Annotated in this window: 16 protein-coding genes; 9 read left to right on the forward strand and 7 right to left on the reverse strand. The window is 30.1% G+C overall.

From position 1 onward, the window contains the following. Positions 1–38: 38 nt before the first annotated feature. Positions 39–215, reverse strand: a complete 177-nt coding sequence (locus ACREVX_RS04560; protein WP_431543090.1) for a hypothetical protein — start codon at positions 213–215, stop codon at positions 39–41. Positions 216–321: 106 nt separating this feature from the next. After that, positions 322–948: a GntR family transcriptional regulator gene (locus ACREVX_RS04565; protein WP_431543085.1), complete on the reverse strand. Its 627-nt coding sequence runs from the start codon at positions 946–948 to the stop codon at positions 322–324. A 235-nt stretch (positions 949–1,183) separates the two neighbouring features. Between ACREVX_RS04565 and ACREVX_RS04570 the strand changes: the two genes are divergently transcribed. Continuing rightward, the gene (locus ACREVX_RS04570) at positions 1,184–1,924 is read left to right on the forward strand and encodes a hypothetical protein (RefSeq protein WP_431542984.1); all 741 of its coding nucleotides are present in this window, start codon (positions 1,184–1,186) and stop codon (positions 1,922–1,924) included. 89 nt (positions 1,925–2,013) lie between these two features. Here the strand turns inward: ACREVX_RS04570 and mgtE are convergent, their stop codons facing one another. Beyond that, entirely contained in the window at positions 2,014–3,357 is a 1,344-nt protein-coding gene (gene mgtE / locus ACREVX_RS04575; protein ID WP_431542985.1) for a magnesium transporter, read from the reverse strand. A 190-nt stretch (positions 3,358–3,547) separates the two neighbouring features. Here mgtE and galE point away from each other — a divergent pair, with 190 nt between their 5' ends. Together galE and ACREVX_RS04585 are read left to right on the forward strand one after the other, a co-directional pair. Further along, positions 3,548–4,534: a UDP-glucose 4-epimerase GalE gene (gene galE / locus ACREVX_RS04580; protein WP_431542986.1), complete on the forward strand. Its 987-nt coding sequence runs from the start codon at positions 3,548–3,550 to the stop codon at positions 4,532–4,534. Between the two features lie 335 nt (positions 4,535–4,869). Then, entirely contained in the window at positions 4,870–5,205 is a 336-nt protein-coding gene (locus tag ACREVX_RS04585; RefSeq protein ID WP_431542987.1) for a hypothetical protein, read from the forward strand. 97 nt (positions 5,206–5,302) lie between these two features. Here ACREVX_RS04585 and ACREVX_RS04590 read toward each other — a convergent pair whose 3' ends face one another. Both ACREVX_RS04590 and ACREVX_RS04595 read right to left on the reverse strand, forming a co-directional pair. Then, the gene (locus ACREVX_RS04590; protein ID WP_431542988.1) at positions 5,303–5,464 is read right to left on the reverse strand and encodes a hypothetical protein; all 162 of its coding nucleotides are present in this window, start codon (positions 5,462–5,464) and stop codon (positions 5,303–5,305) included. A gap of 236 nt (positions 5,465–5,700) precedes the next feature. Further along, a complete protein-coding gene (locus ACREVX_RS04595; protein ID WP_431542989.1) occupies positions 5,701–7,524 on the reverse strand; it encodes a MutS-related protein in 1,824 nt (607 codons plus the stop codon). Between the two features lie 192 nt (positions 7,525–7,716). On the opposite strand from ACREVX_RS04595, the gene ACREVX_RS04600 reads away from it, so the two are divergent. After that, positions 7,717–8,721, forward strand: coding sequence for a hypothetical protein (locus ACREVX_RS04600; RefSeq protein ID WP_431542990.1), 1,005 nt, complete (start codon positions 7,717–7,719; stop codon positions 8,719–8,721). Positions 8,722–8,896: 175 nt separating this feature from the next. Beyond that, positions 8,897–9,496, forward strand: coding sequence for a hypothetical protein (locus ACREVX_RS04605; protein WP_431542991.1), 600 nt, complete (start codon positions 8,897–8,899; stop codon positions 9,494–9,496). A gap of 129 nt (positions 9,497–9,625) precedes the next feature. Here the strand turns inward: ACREVX_RS04605 and ACREVX_RS04610 are convergent, their stop codons facing one another. Continuing rightward, on the reverse strand, positions 9,626–10,375 hold the full coding sequence (locus ACREVX_RS04610) for a MurR/RpiR family transcriptional regulator (protein WP_431542992.1): 750 nt from the start codon (positions 10,373–10,375) through the stop codon (positions 9,626–9,628). A gap of 304 nt (positions 10,376–10,679) precedes the next feature. On the opposite strand from ACREVX_RS04610, the gene ACREVX_RS04615 reads away from it, so the two are divergent. The 3 genes from ACREVX_RS04615 to ACREVX_RS04625 all read left to right on the forward strand — a co-directional run bounded on the left by ACREVX_RS04615 (position 10,680) and on the right by ACREVX_RS04625 (position 14,447). Beyond that, a complete protein-coding gene (locus tag ACREVX_RS04615) occupies positions 10,680–12,296 on the forward strand; it encodes a PTS transporter subunit EIIC (protein WP_431542993.1) in 1,617 nt (538 codons plus the stop codon). Between the two features lie 14 nt (positions 12,297–12,310). Next, entirely contained in the window at positions 12,311–13,639 is a 1,329-nt protein-coding gene (locus ACREVX_RS04620) for a family 4 glycosyl hydrolase (RefSeq protein ID WP_431542994.1), read from the forward strand. Between the two features lie 73 nt (positions 13,640–13,712). Continuing rightward, complete coding sequence (locus ACREVX_RS04625) at positions 13,713–14,447, forward strand: ChbG/HpnK family deacetylase (RefSeq protein ID WP_431542995.1); 735 nt, start codon at positions 13,713–13,715, stop codon at positions 14,445–14,447. A gap of 355 nt (positions 14,448–14,802) precedes the next feature. On the opposite strand, the gene ACREVX_RS04630 is transcribed toward ACREVX_RS04625, so the two are convergent. Beyond that, the gene (locus ACREVX_RS04630; RefSeq protein ID WP_431542996.1) at positions 14,803–15,255 is read right to left on the reverse strand and encodes a ferritin-like domain-containing protein; all 453 of its coding nucleotides are present in this window, start codon (positions 15,253–15,255) and stop codon (positions 14,803–14,805) included. A gap of 174 nt (positions 15,256–15,429) precedes the next feature. On the opposite strand from ACREVX_RS04630, the gene ACREVX_RS04635 reads away from it, so the two are divergent. Next, the gene (locus tag ACREVX_RS04635; RefSeq protein WP_431542997.1) at positions 15,430–15,966 is read left to right on the forward strand and encodes a cytidylate kinase family protein; all 537 of its coding nucleotides are present in this window, start codon (positions 15,430–15,432) and stop codon (positions 15,964–15,966) included. Positions 15,967–15,999 lie beyond the last annotated feature (33 nt).

Consider the following 15,999-nt stretch of genomic DNA (forward strand, 5'->3'; position numbering starts at 1 on the left):
TTGATTAATACTTATTCATTATTTGTTATTCTTATCCCCTAGGGAACAACTATTCCCTCTACCTTTCCTATAACGAAGTCCAGAAAAATAGCAAGAAAACAAGCTGGAATAGCTCCTGCTAGTATCATATTGTTATTAACAGTTTGGGCACCAGAAAATACTAGATATCCTAAACCGCCATATCTACCACCACATCTGTTATAAAGTAACAACATAATTATATCATCAAGTTGTTACTTTGTAAATATTATGTCAAGCAAAATAAAAAAACCTTATATCACATTTTTATATGAAATGTGATATAAGGTTAATATTAAATTATTATTTTCCTAATAGAAAGGTTTTAATTCTCGAATAACTACTTTCATCGCAAATTACTACAAATGTATCATTATTTTTAAATGTAGTTTGTGGCCCTGGAGAAAGTATTAATTTGTCATTTCGCCTTATTCCAATAACGGTTGCACCTGTATTTTGCCAAAATTTAGTGTCGAATATAGTTTTACCTATGACACTCATTTTAGAATGTATTTCAAATTCATAGGGTATAAATGGGTTACTATTTTTAAATCTACTGGAATAATCTACTAATTCATCAATAGAACAATCTATATTTTTATCTAATTCTTTTTTCTTTTCAAGTAGTTCAACAATGTTTTTCTTAATAGAACTTATGGAATCTATATCCTTGTAATTATCAATAAATTTCAAACAGTTATCTACTGAGGTTATAACTATACCACTGCCTTTTGTTACTGTAACTATATCCATGTCACTTAGAAGAGTTACAGCTCTTCTTACTGTTTCCGGCGATACGTTATATTCGCTGGCAAGAGAAGACCTTCCATAGAGCTTATCTCCAACAGAAAAATCGCCAGTTAAAATTCGATTAGTAATGTCAATAGCTATTTTTTTATAAATAGGTTTTTGTATACAGTCATTATGCATTTTTAATTTTATCAAAAGAATTATTTCAACTTTTGATAAACTTCCCCCCCCTCTAAGGTAGAATTATTTTCAAAAAACAAAACACTTAATGAATATTATGTTCTTTATAATTAATTATAAATTAATATTATAGTATTGTAAATAGAGGATTAGGGTTTGTTAGAGATATGAATATAATCTTATCAATACAGTAACAATAAGTAAGTACAACAAACGATTTGAGGAGGCCAAAAAAATGAACACATCTTTAAGAATAAAGATATTAAGCGGAATATTGTGCACAGGATTGGCATTTTCGGGAGCAAATCTTACATTTGCTGCCACACAAAATAGTGCTAGCATAAATGATAACGCCGTAACTAGCGTGGATTTTAAAGGATCAGCTATTGAAAAAGAGCAGGCACAAGTCCGACATGCGCAGATGAAAGCTACATTAGAACTTGTAATTAAGGAGGGCGTAGATTCAAATGCTATTACTAAAAGTGAAGGTGACAAGGTATTAGAGTACGCCAATGCGAAAAAACATAAAAAAAGTACACAAGAGAATAAATGTAAAAAAGGAGACTGTGATAGGTCTAAGGGCGGATTATTTAATGACTTAGTAACAGAAGGTATTTTAACACAAGAGAAATCTGATGTCCTTAGAAAAAATATGTATGCTAAAAAAACACAGATGAGGACTATGGAGTTGAAGAAGGGGTTAAATGATTTAGTAGTTAAAAAAGTGATAACCATAGAGCAAAGCAATAAAGTTGAAAATGCAATGAACGCAAGGCAAGTCGAAAGAGCTGAAATTTATAAAAAAATGAAGGACATGAGCGATGGTGAAAGAAAGGCCTACATGAAAAAGATGAGAGATACTAATATTAGCCCAATAAAGGCATTAATTGATAATGGCACTATAACAAAAGAGCAAGATATTGAAATACAAAAAATATTGCCACATCATAATCATGCTTACCACGGACACAAATAAAAATTAGTAAAACTACCAAAGTGATAAACATGCACTTTGGTAGTTTTTATTTAAATACATAATTTAAGCTAAAATACGTTTAGTACAGACTATATTAAGTAAGGTAAAAATAATGTTGCAAGTCCTAGGAAGAAAAAGAAACCTAAAACGTCTGTTACCGTGGTAACAAACACAGCAGAGGCAAGTGCTGGATCGATGTTAAACTTTTTAAGGATAAGTGGTACTGCAAAACCTGCTATGGTGGCCGCCATCATGTTAAGAACCATAGAAAGACCAATAACTACTCCGAAAACAATGTTCTTCTCCCAAAAGTATCCTAATAAAGCTACGGCAGTTCCTACTGCAATACCTGTACATAGACCTACGCCAAATTCCTTTAATAATATCTTCCTGGAATTTTTAGCATCTATTTCGCCAAGAGCTATGCTACGAATGATAATAGTTAGAGTTTGAGTGCCTGCATTACCTCCCATACCTGCAACTATGGGCATGAAAACAGCTAAGGCTACAACTTTTTGAATGGTTCCCTCAAAAATACTAACGGTTGCAGCTGCAAGAATTGCAGTTATTAAATTTACAAATAACCAAGGTAATCGACTGCTGACCGAAGATTTAAGAGAACCAGTAACCTTTTCATTCTCTTTTAATCCAGCAAGACGATACAAATCCTCGGTATGCTCATCACTAAGGATTTCCATTATATCATCTGCAGTTATAATTCCTAAAATATGCATATTGTCATTCACTACGGGCATAGTTAAAAAACCATATTTTTCAAAAATATGTCCAACTTCTTCTTGATCCATATCAAAAGGAACACTCATAATGTTACTATTCATGATATCTGATATCTTCATATTAAAGCTACTTAATACTATGTCTTTAAGAGATATAACTCCTTTTAAAAGAGCGCTTTCTCCAACTACATATATATAATAAGAAGTTTCAGCCTCTGTAGCTTCATTTTGAAGATAACTTAAGGTATCACCTATAGTCATGTCTTCTTTAACGCTTATAAACTCAGTGGCCATAATTCCTCCGGCACTGTCAGGAGGATAGGTTAACAAGGCATTTACCTCATCAACATCTTCTTTATTCATCTTTTTCATAATGCTCTTAGCTTCATTGTCTGTTACCGCTTCTAGCAAATCTACTAATTCATCTGATGACATCTCGTGAATAATTTTCTTTTGTATGATGGTTGTGTGAATGGATAAGAGGTCATATTTCTCCTCATCCTCTGCATCATCAATAATATCCGCAATAACACTTGGAGATAAATTTCGAATTAAATCTAGAGTATTTCCATCATATAATCTAATAGCTATCAAAATATCAGTAGGATGAATAAATCCGATAAGTTTATTTATTTCATCTATATTTTCATTTAATAAAAATTCAGTTAGTTCTTTTTCATTTAATCTATGAGACATAAACTTCCTCCAATAAAAAATAATATTAAAATGTTTATATATTTGCTCAATAAATTATATGTCGTTAGAACTGAATTGTCAACTATGTACAAATAGCCAAATCATGCAATAAATTTATGAAAAGTACAAACAATGTGTTAAAATAAGTATATATTTAATAATAAGTTTTTATGAGAGGAGAAATTATATAATGGCTATTTTAGTATGCGGTGGAGCAGGTTACATAGGAAGTCATATGGTGGCTGAGCTTTTAGAAAAAGGAGAAGAGGTTGTTGTTTTAGACAATTTTCAAAAGGGTCATCATGATTCATTACTTGGAGGGAAACTTTACACTGGAGATTTAAGGGACGATAATATACTTAATAAGGTTTTCTCAGAGAACACTATAGATGCAGTTATAGATTTTGCAGCAGATTCATTAGTAGGGGAAAGTGTCACAGAACCTCTAAAGTATTTTGAAAATAATATTGGTTCAACAATAAACTTACTTAAGGCAATGAGAGATCATAATGTTAAATATATTGTTTTCTCGTCAACTGCAGCAACTTATGGAGAACCAGACAATATCCCTATACTTGAAGAGGATAAAACTTTTCCAACTAATCCATATGGTGAGTCCAAGCTTTGCGTGGAGAAGATTTTAAAATGGTGTGATAATGCTTATGGTATAAAATATACTGCTTTAAGATATTTTAATGCAGCAGGTGCTCACATTAGTTCAAAAATAGGAGAAGACCATAGACCAGAATCTCATCTAATTCCTCTTATTCTTCAGGTAGCACTTGGTCAAAGAGAGAAGATTATGGTATTTGGCGATGATTACAAAACTGAAGATGGAACTTGTGTTAGAGATTATGTACATGTAACTGATCTTGCTAGTGCTCATTTACTTGCAGTTAAAAGGCTTAGACGAGGCGAAGATAGTGTAACTTGTAATCTTGGAAATGGACTAGGTTTTTCTGTTCAGCAAGTAATTGATGTAACAAGAAAAGTTACTGGCCACGAGATAAAGGCTGAAATGGCACCTAGACGTGCGGGAGATCCAGCAGTACTTATAGCTTCTAGTGATAAGGCTAAGAAAATTCTTGGATGGGAACCTAAATATGCATCGCTTGAAACTATTATAGAAACTGCATGGAAATGGCATGAAAGTCATCCAGATGGGTATAGCAAATAAAACAGGGGTAATCAAGTATGAACTTTCTCCGGTGCGCCTTGCAATTAGAGCTTGAAACGTGAAATTTGATTAAGAAATTCTAATTTCAATGTTCCTGCGCTTCTTATTGCAAGTCGCTATGGAGAAAGTTCATACTTATATGTGGTTACGCTAAGAATGAGATGTATTTAGAATGGGCGGTAAAGAAAAAAGAAGTGAGAAAGATAGATAATCCATCATACCCAATAGGTTTTAGCCGGTAGGCTGCGAGTTTAATAGACAAAAGAAGAATCTCTAAATGGAGTAATATTGTTAAATTGTTATAATATTATAAAGTAAGGGGGAGCAGTAAAGTTATGAATAACATTATTATATTAATGAATGTAATAGTAGGATTGTGCATTATACTGTATGGAATGACAAGGAATGAAACAAATTTTAATATGCTTTTGTATGCTTTAACTACAGATGCTAAAATTTCAAATAAAAAGGGTTTTTTAAAAGAGTATAAAATTAGTTCTTTAATAATAGGATTTTTATTATTAATATCGAGTTTTTTAATATATGCTGATATACTTTCTGATAAGTATATAGGTTTTTATTTACCAGTAATAGTTTTATTAAAATATATAATGAGAATATTTATTCAAATTAAATATACTAAAAGGACAAGCAATGTAAAGAAAAGCTGAATTCTTAATGTATATATATTATTTGTTTTTAAAAAAATGTATAAGTCTACCAAAGGTTGAATATATCCTTTGATTGACTTATACAACCATTTTTCATTTAATGAATTTTATTGACCCTTTCAGCAAAGACTAGATAAACACCATATCTACCTTTATTATCTTTGTTTTTGTTAACAACACCAGATAAGAAAAAACCTTTTAAAATTGCAAGTATGGAGATTATTAAAATAAAATTTTTCATTTTTAAATTTGTTTTCATAAGGTTTCTCCTTTCACCATATCTATGTTATTATTTTGCTCAAAAACAAAATAAAAAACCTATTGAAACACAGGGAAATTGGTAAAATATATACATGGGTGAACTGTTAATTAAAAATGTATATGGAAATTAATTTAGATGAATATTCCAAAAAAATATAACTGATACTAGTAAATAAAAGTAGTTTTAAGCTCTTAGCGAAGTGAATGCATTAGTGTAATATATACTTTTTTATTTTATTTTGGAAGTTCAATATCAGGAGGAATTTCAAGCCCAGCCATTTTCATTAAGTATAATGCATTACGCGTTGTTGATACGCCAGTTCTTAATTTATAGTCAAAGAATAGTTTATCATCTTTATAATATTCTTTAAGGTGATAATTTTTAACTCTTTTGTTAGTTTTTTCTATGTCGCCTAGTTCTAAATCATGAGTGGATACGAATCCTAGCGCATTTTCAGTGCTTAATTTAGAAACTAATATTTTAGCACCAGTATGTCTGTCTATAGAGTTTGTTCCTTTGAAAATTTCATCTAATAAAAAGAAAATTGGAGTTTTACTTTCGGTTGCTGTTACAAGTTTTTTTATTCTTAAAAGTTCTGCATAAAAGGATGAAATATTTTTTTCTAAGTTATCACTTGTTCTCATGCAGGTGTAAATATCCATTATGGAGCAGGTAAAACTTTTCGCGCATACAGATGCACCAGCATAAGCTAAAACTAAGTTAATGCCTGTAGTTCGAAGCAATGTGCTTTTACCAGACATATTAGAGCCTGTTATTAAAAGGACATTTTGCGACTTTTCAATTCTGATATCGTTACATACTTTGTTATTACCAAGTAGTGGATGTCCCATATCCCTGGCGTTAAATATAGGGGAACCGCTCTCAAATCTGGGAATTGACCAGTCGCTATGCTCATATGATATGGTTGATAGACTATTTAGAGCTTCTATTTCACCTATAACATCTAGCCAAGTTCTTAAGTAGGCACCACTTTCTTTTTTAAATCTTTGCAGATTAATTAAACATTGATAATCCCAAAGGAGAAGTATGTTTATAGGCAAATAATAAATATTTTTTCTGTCAGATACTAAGGTTACTAGATTTGCTAATTTTTTAATTTGAAAAGATGCTTTCATTCCAGACTTATTTATAAGTCTTTCCTTTAGTTTTATCAAATGTTCTGATTTGAAGTTCTTTTTTTCTATGTGTTTAAGAAGGTTGTTATATATAATAATGGTATCTTTATATTTATATATAGTATCCAAATTTTTACTTACTTCTTTATAACCGATTACCAGTAGTATTATATTAAGGACAATATCTATAAGGAATATTCTATAGGAAACAAATGGGAGTGCAATACATGATACTAAAAGAGAAAAAGTTATTATTGGTAATATCCTTATTACAAGGATTATTAAAGGGTTTAAGAAAAAATCGTTTTTATCGCTTGCCCAATCAAACAATGCATCAGGGTCATGATTTTTATTTTCACTAAGTATTGCTTCTGCCGCAAACCTTTGTGTCCAACCAGTATTACTTGCAAGCTCTTTTATAGCATCTTGTCTTTTATAAATTTCCTCAATATTATATTTAGGTTTAGATAGAGCTTCTTTTAGTTTTTGCCTACCGAGATAAGTTATGCAAGTGTTTATCCATTGAAAAAGGGAATTCTCACCGAATATATCTAAGTCCTTTGAGTAGCTGTGATCCTCGCTGGTGAAGTCATCACCACTATCAGGAAAGTCTTTCCAATTATTATTAATGCGTTTTAGACTGTTTTCATTAATTTTACATAATACTAGGCACCTAATTTTGTTGTGTTTTATTTTATTATGTCTAATTGCCAAAGATATAAATGTAATAATAGTGGTAATTAATACGATTAAGCTTAAATAATAAGAGTTTTTCATATAGAAAAACACTGTAAAGGCGGCTCCGGATACGAAGACGATTAATCTCAATAAGCCTATAAATCCTATACTCTCATTTTGCTTTTTTAATAGGTTATCGTAATGTTTTTTACGGTTAATATAAGGTGTTTTTTTAGTTCCCATAATATCCTCCTAGGTGTTATTCATTAGCTATATAATACCATAATAAAGGCTTGGACCGCAATTTTCTATATTAGTATAATATTACAAATTATAATGATAATATGTATTAATTATTTATTAATTATCTAATTTGATTCTAAAATAATGTTAGATGTGGTATTATGATTATATAAATGGAAATAGGAGGGCATTATGTCGAAAAATAAAATAAAGAAAAGTATACTAATAGGTTCACTAATTACTTTATTAGGGGGGCTAGTGGTTTTTTCATATAGCATATTATATAATAGTGGTGTAGTTCTTAGACAAACTGCTTCAATAGAGGTTATGAATAAACTTAAAGATATACATGGACAAGGTGGAAAATTTGAACTCACTCAAAAGGATATAGATGAGTTAAGCAATTTATTAATGCCTAAAACAAAAGGTGATGTTGCCTTTAAAGGAGTTAATATAGACATTGTTGGGGATGAACTTTTAATTGAGGCGCCTGTTACTTACAACAGTTACAAGAAGGTTAATTTATTACTCTCATCAAAAGGTAAATTAGGTACTTCAAATGGTGAAATTACATATGATCCTGAAAATTTTAAAATTGGTAAGCTAAAATTACCGAAAAAAATTGTAATGTCTCAGGTTGTAAAACTTAATAATGAGAATGTTTATGCTGAGGATAATTTAATAAAAATTGATCCAAATATATCTCCAATTAAGATAAACAATTTTAAAGTTGAAGATGATAAAATACAGGGGTCAGCTTCCATAGTTAGTTCAAAAAAATCACCTAAAAATATGAATAATGAGAAAAAGGTTATAGATAATTCTATTAATGGAAATGATAAAGTTGTGAATAAACCCACAAATAGTAATAAAGGGCGAGAAATAGCAAAATCTGCACAAACAACTGAGAAACAAACTGAGACTAAACAAGTTTCATTGAAAAAAGCTAAGAAAGATTTAAGTGATGCTTATAATCAGGTTAAGACTCCAAAAGAGCAGAAGGTAATATCAAAAATGCAATCAACCGTTAGTAAAATGGAGAAAAATTCTTCCTATGATGCTAAAAAAGATCAGGCAGCTGTCAAATCTAGTTATGATACTTTGGATGCTGATAGCCAAGATAGAGTTAAGATTGCGTTATTTACTAATGTTGATCAAAAAAATCTAGGACAATTAAGACAAGATTTTGGACTATAAATTGTAAACAACAAAAAACTATTAAAATACACTAGAGGTATTTTAATAGCTTTTTTTATGTTTTGGAGGATAATATTGCAGCTCGGCAGGAGATGATTTAATAATTGTATAATTTAAAGTTTTAAATTATAGCAACTGTGATAATATATAAGTACACTAATTAAGGAGTGAGAGCATGTCTAGAATTAAGAAATCAAGGAAAAGCAAATCAGTATGGGTGGGAATTATATTACTAATAGTTACACTGGGAACTCTTGTTTATATGTCATTATATAATGGTGAAGTGGTGACTAAAAAGACGGCTTCTTCAAACGTTATAAAAAAACTCACAACACAAGTTTTGATTAATGGTGGTGAGTTTGAAATAACCCAGGAGGATATGAATGGATTAATTAAACTGTATTTTAAAGAACCTTTAAGTAAAGGCAATATAAGTGTTAAGGAGATTAATACAGAAATGAAAAATAGTGAAATTTTAATTGAGGCCCCTATGAGTTATAAGAATATTGATTTATTATTTTCTACCACGGGTAAACTAAATGTAATGGATGGAGAAATAACATATGTTGCTGACAATTTTAAGATTGGTAAGATAACACTGCCTAAAGCACTTGTAATGTCACAAATTTCAAAGAGTGGTAAGGGAGATATATTTTATGTAGAGGATAATATAGTTAAAATTAATACGGAAAAATTTCCTTTGAAGATAAATAGTCTAGAAATTAAAGAAGATAAAATGGTAGGAGCTCTTGGATTCAAGGGAGTACAAAACTGAATCTGAAGAATATACAAAATAAAATATAAAAACATTTTTTTCTATATCACAAAAATCTTCAAAGTTGAAACATCTAAGTTTTCTTAAAATAAGATTACCCATGTTATTTTTTGTCGCTATAAAGTTAGATTATTTTATTTCTAAGATATTATAATATTGTTCAATTAATAAATCTAATACTATATTAAAACCTAATCTTGAGGTTAAGTCATTATTATCAATATTATATTGCTTTAAATAAGCATATAATTTTATATCGCTAAATTGAGATAAGATATTTTGTGAAAATCCAGTTAGAGTTATCATTGGAACCTTTTTTGTTTTAATTATGGTAAATACTGTTCTTATAATATCAGTATTTCCAGAACTACTTACAACTAAGGCTAGATCTCCATCCTTTAAGTTTTTGGCATATAAGATGTTTGCATCTCTATCTTCTGGGACTAAGCAGAGTTTATTTAGATACTGTAGCTTTTTAGCAAAAGCAAGAGATGGATATTGCGATAAACCAAGCGAGAAAATAATTATTTTTTTAGATTTATGCATTAAATCTGCACATTCTTTAAGCGTATCTAGTTTATTAATGGCTAGAGTTTCTAGTATAGAATTATGAATAGTAATAACGGAGTTATCTAGGGAAGCCTGTGTAACTCCTTTTGAGTTATTTACTAACTCGTATTTTAGCTCGGAAAAGCCTGAATACCCTAATTTTTTACAAAGTCTTATTATTGTATTTGGGGATATGTACAAATAACTAGCCATATCATTGATTATAATATTAGAAAAAGAGTTTGAATTATCTAATATATATTCAATTATTTTTTTCTCTGTATTGTTAACTGAAATATTATTATTTGAAATACGTTCATAAAAAAGCAAAATGATCACCTCACAAATAATTTAAGTACACTCTCGGAAACTCTTAAAGCATTGCTAACTCTTGATACATTTTCAGAAAAGTTTTTTAGACCAATTTAAAGACAATTATACATTAATAAAAATATTTTGTAAATCATTAATAAACATACTTAAAACACTTGAGAAAAAAGTCACAAAATGTGAAAAAAAAATAATTTGTGAAAATAGTATAAGGTCTCTTGTAAACGTTGATAACAGTCTATATCGCTGATATACTAATTTTAAAGAAGGTAACCTTTTAAATTTATAAAATGGAGGAGTGTAAATGAAAAGTTTTATGCAAAAATTCGGTAAATCTTTATTATTACCAATATCAACAATAGCAGCAGCAGGTATTTTTTTAGGGCTTGCAGCCGCGTTACAGAATAGTGAAATTGTAGGAGAAACTTTTGCTAATATACAAGGAGTACAGAATTTTATTGGATTCATTAGAAAGCTAGCAGGCTTGGTTTTTGGAAATCTTCCAGTGTTCTTTGCAATTTCTATTGCGTTAGGTATGGCTAAAGAAGAAAAATCTACTGCGGCTTTTGCTGCATTAATAGGATTTTTAGCGCTACATTTAACACTAAATTACATACTGGGGTTAAATAGTTTAAATGTAGAGACAACTTCAATAGATTATTTAATGAATAATGATGGTCTATCAAATCTAGAAGCAAGTTTAATTAACGCAAAATATGAAACGGTGCTTGGATATTTCACATATAGAATGAATGTTTTTGGAGGTATTATTGTTGGTCTTACTGTTACATTTTTACACAATAAATTTTATAAAATAAAGCTACCAAGCTCGATAAATTTCTTTGGGGGTAAAAGGTTTGTACCTTTAATAACTTTAGTGGTGGTTCCAATAGTTGGTTTGATTTTGTATTTTATATGGCCGTTTGTTGATGCTACTATTTCTTTACTCGGAAGTGGAATTCAAACAGCCGGACCATTCGGGCCGTTTATATATGGATCATTAAACAGATTACTAATACCAACAGGATTACACCATATACTAAATCAAGTGGTTAGATTTACTGAAATTGGAGGATCAGCTAATATCGATGGACAAACAGTAGTTGGATCATTAAATATATTCAATGCAGCAATAGCTTCTAAATCAAATATACCAACTGAAATATTTTCAATTGGAAGCAAATATATAGGGCAAGGACATATGCTCTCAGTTATGTTTGGGTTACCTGCAGCAGGTATTGCAATGATTAGATGTGCTAAAAAGGAAAACAAGAAAAAAATTAAGGCATTAATTATTGCTGGTTTATCAGCTTCAATTTTAACGGGTATTACAGAACCATTAGAATTTATGTTTATGTTTATATCGCCAGTACTATTTGGAATTCATATAATTATGTATGGACTGGGTTATATGATAATGGCTATATTAGGAGTTTCAGTTGGAGGAGTACAAGGTGGATTAATAGACTTTATAGTGTTTGGAGTTTTAAGAGGCTTTGAGACTAAATGGTACTTAATCGTTTTAGTTGGTTTAGTTTTTGCAGCAATTTATTATTATGCATTTGTGTATATTATAAGGAAGTACAATATTATGACACCAGGGAGAGAAGATGATGATTTAGCGGAAGAGGAATTAGACAGTAATACAAAATCTAGTGATTTAGCCCATACTATAGTAGAAGCTTTAGGTGGAAGTGAAAATATTTTAAGTTTAGAAAACTGTATGACAAGGCTAAGGGTTGTTGTAGATAATAGTGAGCTTATAAGTGAAAAAATATTAAAAAACACAGGAGCATCAGGTTTTGTTAGACCCACAAAAGAAGACATACAAATAGTGTATGGACTAAAGGTTGATCAAATTGCAAGTGAGGTTAAATCATACTTAAAAACATTAAGGAGTAATAAAATAAAAAACCAATAGGAGGAGTTATGTTTATGATAAATAAAGGTACTAAGATTACAATAGTAGGTGGCGGTTCTACATGGACTCCAGGCATATTAAAAGCAATTACAACTTATAAGAAATCTTTAAACTTAAAGGAATTAGTTTTATATGATATAGTTGAAGAAAGACAAAAGCCCATAGGTGAATTTGGTAAGTTGTTATTTAAAGAGCTTTGTCCAGATATTAAATTTATTTATACTACAGATAAAAAGATCGCATATGAAAATGTGGACTATATTTTCTGCCAAATAAGAACAGGCGGATATAAAATGAGAAAATTAGATGAAAAAATACCACTAGAAGAAGGCGCCGTAGGACAGGAAACCTGTGGTGCAGGTGGGTTTGCTTACGGTATTAGATCTTTAAAGGATATGATAGAAATAGTTAATGATGTAAGGAAATATAGCAAAGATGCTTGGATATTAAACTATACAAATCCAGCAGCTATAGTTGCTTATGGACTTACAAAAGCTTTCAAAGATGATAAGAGAATTTTAAATATTTGTGATCAGCCAATTAATATGATTTATTCAATAGCTAAAATCCTTGAGGTTGATCCTGAAAAAATTACACCTTCATATTTTGGACTAAATCATTTCGGATGGTTTACCCATATATACGATGAAAATGGAGTTGATTTACTACCTAGACTTAAAGAATTGATTTTAGAGAATGGATTTGCACCAAAGGATGCAGAGCAAAGAGATAAATCATGGCTAGATACTTATGCACTTGTTGAGGACATGGTTAGAGATTTTCCGGAATATGTCCCAAGCACTTATGTACAGTACTACCTATATCCAGAATATAAAGCAAGTAAGTTAGATCTTAAGTACACCCGTGCAAACGAAGTTATAAATGGCAGGGAAAAGAAAGTTTTTGCAGAATGTACACAAGCTGTAAAAGATGGTACAACCATAGGAAGCGATGTTGTTTGTAATGATGCTCATGGTCAAATGATTGTCGAAATTGCTGACACAATATATAATAATAAAAATAAAACATACATTGTGATGGTTGAAAATAACGGAATAATTCCAAATTTACCAGACGATGCAATTGCAGAGGTAGCATGTATATTGGGGAATAGAGGGCCCATACCGTTCCATGTAGGAAAAATTGATACATTTTATAAGGGATTACTTGAGAATCAATATGCATTTGAAAAATTAACTGTAGAAGCTTTTCAGCAAGGTAGTTATACAAAGGCACTACAGGCGCTTACTTTAAATAGAACTATTATAGATGCCAAAAAGGCAAGAAGGATATTAGACAGACTTATATTAGCAAACAAGGGATATTGGCCAGAACTAAAATAAATGATAGCAAAAATAGTGGTGTATAACCATCACTATTTTTTTGCGAATTAAGGACATACATTGGGAGGTTATTATGACAAATTTAATATTTAATGCGGATGATTTTGGCTATAGCAAAGGAATAAATTATGGAATTATTGAAGCACACAAAAGGGGGGTATTAACATCAGCAACTTTAATGGTAAATATGAGTGGGACATTACATGCAGTAGAATTGATGAAAGGTCTAAAAGCTATGGATGTAGGATTACATCTTAATATATCATTAGGAAAGCCTTTGACAAGTGGAAAAACGTTAGTTGATGAAAAAGGAAATTTCATGAAGCCTGATAATTTACCTGATGATTATAAATATGATTTGGAAGAGTTAAGAAATGAGATATGGACTCAATACAATAGATATATAGAATTAGTTGGAAAAAAACCTTCCCACATAGATTCACATTTGTTTAGCAGTGATAAGGTTCCACAGATGAGAAAATTATCAGTAGAGCTTGCAATAGAAAAAGAAATTGCACTTAGAAACTATGATATAGATTTATATCATCATGTTGAATTTGTTAATTATAGAAACTATAATGCAAAGCCTACATTAGATTATGTTGCTGAGTATTTCAGTGACATAATAAAACATGAGTATGTTGAAATAATGACACATCCTGGATTTGTTGATATAGAAGTTTATAATAATTCATCATATAATATCCAAAGAGCAATTGAGCTGGAATTTTTAACATCAATACAGATTAGTGAGCTAATCAAAAAAAATAATATTAATTTAATTAGCTATAGTGATGTGAGAAAATAGAGGTATTAGTTTTTTTGAATTATTTGTTTTTTAATTTTGCAACTTAAACCCTTCCCTAAAGAATGTTTAGGAACTAGAATAAATTCACCATCAAAATTAGAATATATTTTATTATGGACCTTCATAGCTACACCTAAAGGCTTTTTTATAGTAAAATTATCGTTGACAAAATACCCTAATAATCGATTTGAATACCTTATCACAGGGTATATCTTATAAATTATTAGGGTGTTTTTAATGAAAACAAATGATCTTATTCTATTTATAGAAAGTAAAAAATACATTATCTTATGCGCGTATCTAATGCTTTCTTAAACTACGTAGTCAACTTAAAAAATACTGACCAAATAGTGGATTATTTCATTTTTGTCATATTTAATGTGAATAAGTAATTGTATTTTGAACTATGCTTTATTTCATCAGTTATGATATTGAAAAGTATATCTCTATACATTGTGGATGGAAGCCCTTTTCTTATTTCTCTATATCTTTCAACAGCTGCAAGCTCACCGAATAATGCCTTTTTAATGCCGTCAAGATAGGAAGCGGGTTTCACAAATTCTTCACCTGGGCTCATTAATACATCAATTCCTGTTATGTTATTATATATTTGTCTAAACATTCTATTATGGTGACGTTCATCATCTCTTATTGATGTTATTATTCTTTTTTCATCAATAGTAGGCGCAACACTTATTAAGTAATCATAGAATAATTCGTCTTCTCTTTCACCTTGAACGGCTGCTTTAATCGCTTCTAAGGATTTTTTTAATAATTCAGAATCATACATTGGATATTGTTCATACATTTGAAACCTCCTTATATTATTATAATTAAGAGATAGTTATTATATAATATGAAAAGTAGGCTCTAGTTGTGATTGAGAAGAGTACTGTTTAAAATCAAAATTTTAAGGTATAATTTCAATGTAACTTAATGCACTACTTATACGAAAGTTTTTTAAATGAGGGAGCTGATAGAATTGAAAATAACTATAGCAGGAGACTTATATTCTGGTAAAAGCTGCGTGGGTAAGACTGTATGCGAGACTTTAAATTATACTTATTATAGTGTGGGGGAATTGCAAAGAAAATTAGCAGTAGAAAAGGGTATGTCTATTACAGAATATAATACTTATGTGTTTGAGAATAATTTAGATAAAGAAATTGATGATAGAACTATAAAAATCGGATTAGAAAAGGAAAACTTTATTTTTGATGCTAGGCTTGCGTGGCATTTTATACCGGACTCCTTTAAAATATATTTAAAAGTTGAAATTGATGTTGCAGTAGATAGGGCTCTAAAAAGTGAGAGAGGAAAATCAGAAAATTATTCGTCAAAGTCTGATGCTAAGGATCATATAACTCAAAGAAGAAGACTCGAGGTTTCTAGATTTAGGGATATTTATAATGTAAGCATAGATGAGGATAGTAATTATGATTTGGCTATTGATACTTCTCATATTTCTATGGAGGAAGTAGTGGGGAGAATTTTAGAAAAGGTAAGAGGTCGCTCTTAACAACAATAGCACTGAAGAAAAGTGATGAAATTT

Source organism: Clostridium sp. (assembly GCF_050717545.1).
In the GTDB taxonomy this organism is placed as follows: domain Bacteria; phylum Bacillota; class Clostridia; order Clostridiales; family Clostridiaceae; genus Clostridium_AD.

Excerpts from the sequence above, each read along its gene's own strand:
- ACREVX_RS04560 (WP_431543090.1), bottom strand. The coding sequence starts at position 215 with ATGTTGTTACTTTATAACAGATGTGGTGGTAGATATGGCGGTTTAGGA.
- ACREVX_RS04565 (WP_431543085.1), bottom strand. The coding sequence starts at position 948 with ATGCATAATGACTGTATACAAAAACCTATTTATAAAAAAATAGCTATT.
- ACREVX_RS04570 (WP_431542984.1), top strand. The coding sequence starts at position 1,184 with ATGAACACATCTTTAAGAATAAAGATATTAAGCGGAATATTGTGCACA.
- mgtE (WP_431542985.1), bottom strand. The coding sequence starts at position 3,357 with ATGTCTCATAGATTAAATGAAAAAGAACTAACTGAATTTTTATTAAAT.
- galE (WP_431542986.1), top strand. The coding sequence starts at position 3,548 with ATGGCTATTTTAGTATGCGGTGGAGCAGGTTACATAGGAAGTCATATG.
- ACREVX_RS04585 (WP_431542987.1), top strand. The coding sequence starts at position 4,870 with ATGAATAACATTATTATATTAATGAATGTAATAGTAGGATTGTGCATT.
- ACREVX_RS04590 (WP_431542988.1), bottom strand. The coding sequence starts at position 5,464 with ATGAAAACAAATTTAAAAATGAAAAATTTTATTTTAATAATCTCCATA.
- ACREVX_RS04595 (WP_431542989.1), bottom strand. The coding sequence starts at position 7,524 with ATGGGAACTAAAAAAACACCTTATATTAACCGTAAAAAACATTACGAT.
- ACREVX_RS04600 (WP_431542990.1), top strand. The coding sequence starts at position 7,717 with ATGTCGAAAAATAAAATAAAGAAAAGTATACTAATAGGTTCACTAATT.
- ACREVX_RS04605 (WP_431542991.1), top strand. The coding sequence starts at position 8,897 with ATGTCTAGAATTAAGAAATCAAGGAAAAGCAAATCAGTATGGGTGGGA.
- ACREVX_RS04615 (WP_431542993.1), top strand. The coding sequence starts at position 10,680 with ATGAAAAGTTTTATGCAAAAATTCGGTAAATCTTTATTATTACCAATA.
- ACREVX_RS04620 (WP_431542994.1), top strand. The coding sequence starts at position 12,311 with ATGATAAATAAAGGTACTAAGATTACAATAGTAGGTGGCGGTTCTACA.
- ACREVX_RS04625 (WP_431542995.1), top strand. The coding sequence starts at position 13,713 with ATGACAAATTTAATATTTAATGCGGATGATTTTGGCTATAGCAAAGGA.
- ACREVX_RS04630 (WP_431542996.1), bottom strand. The coding sequence starts at position 15,255 with ATGTATGAACAATATCCAATGTATGATTCTGAATTATTAAAAAAATCC.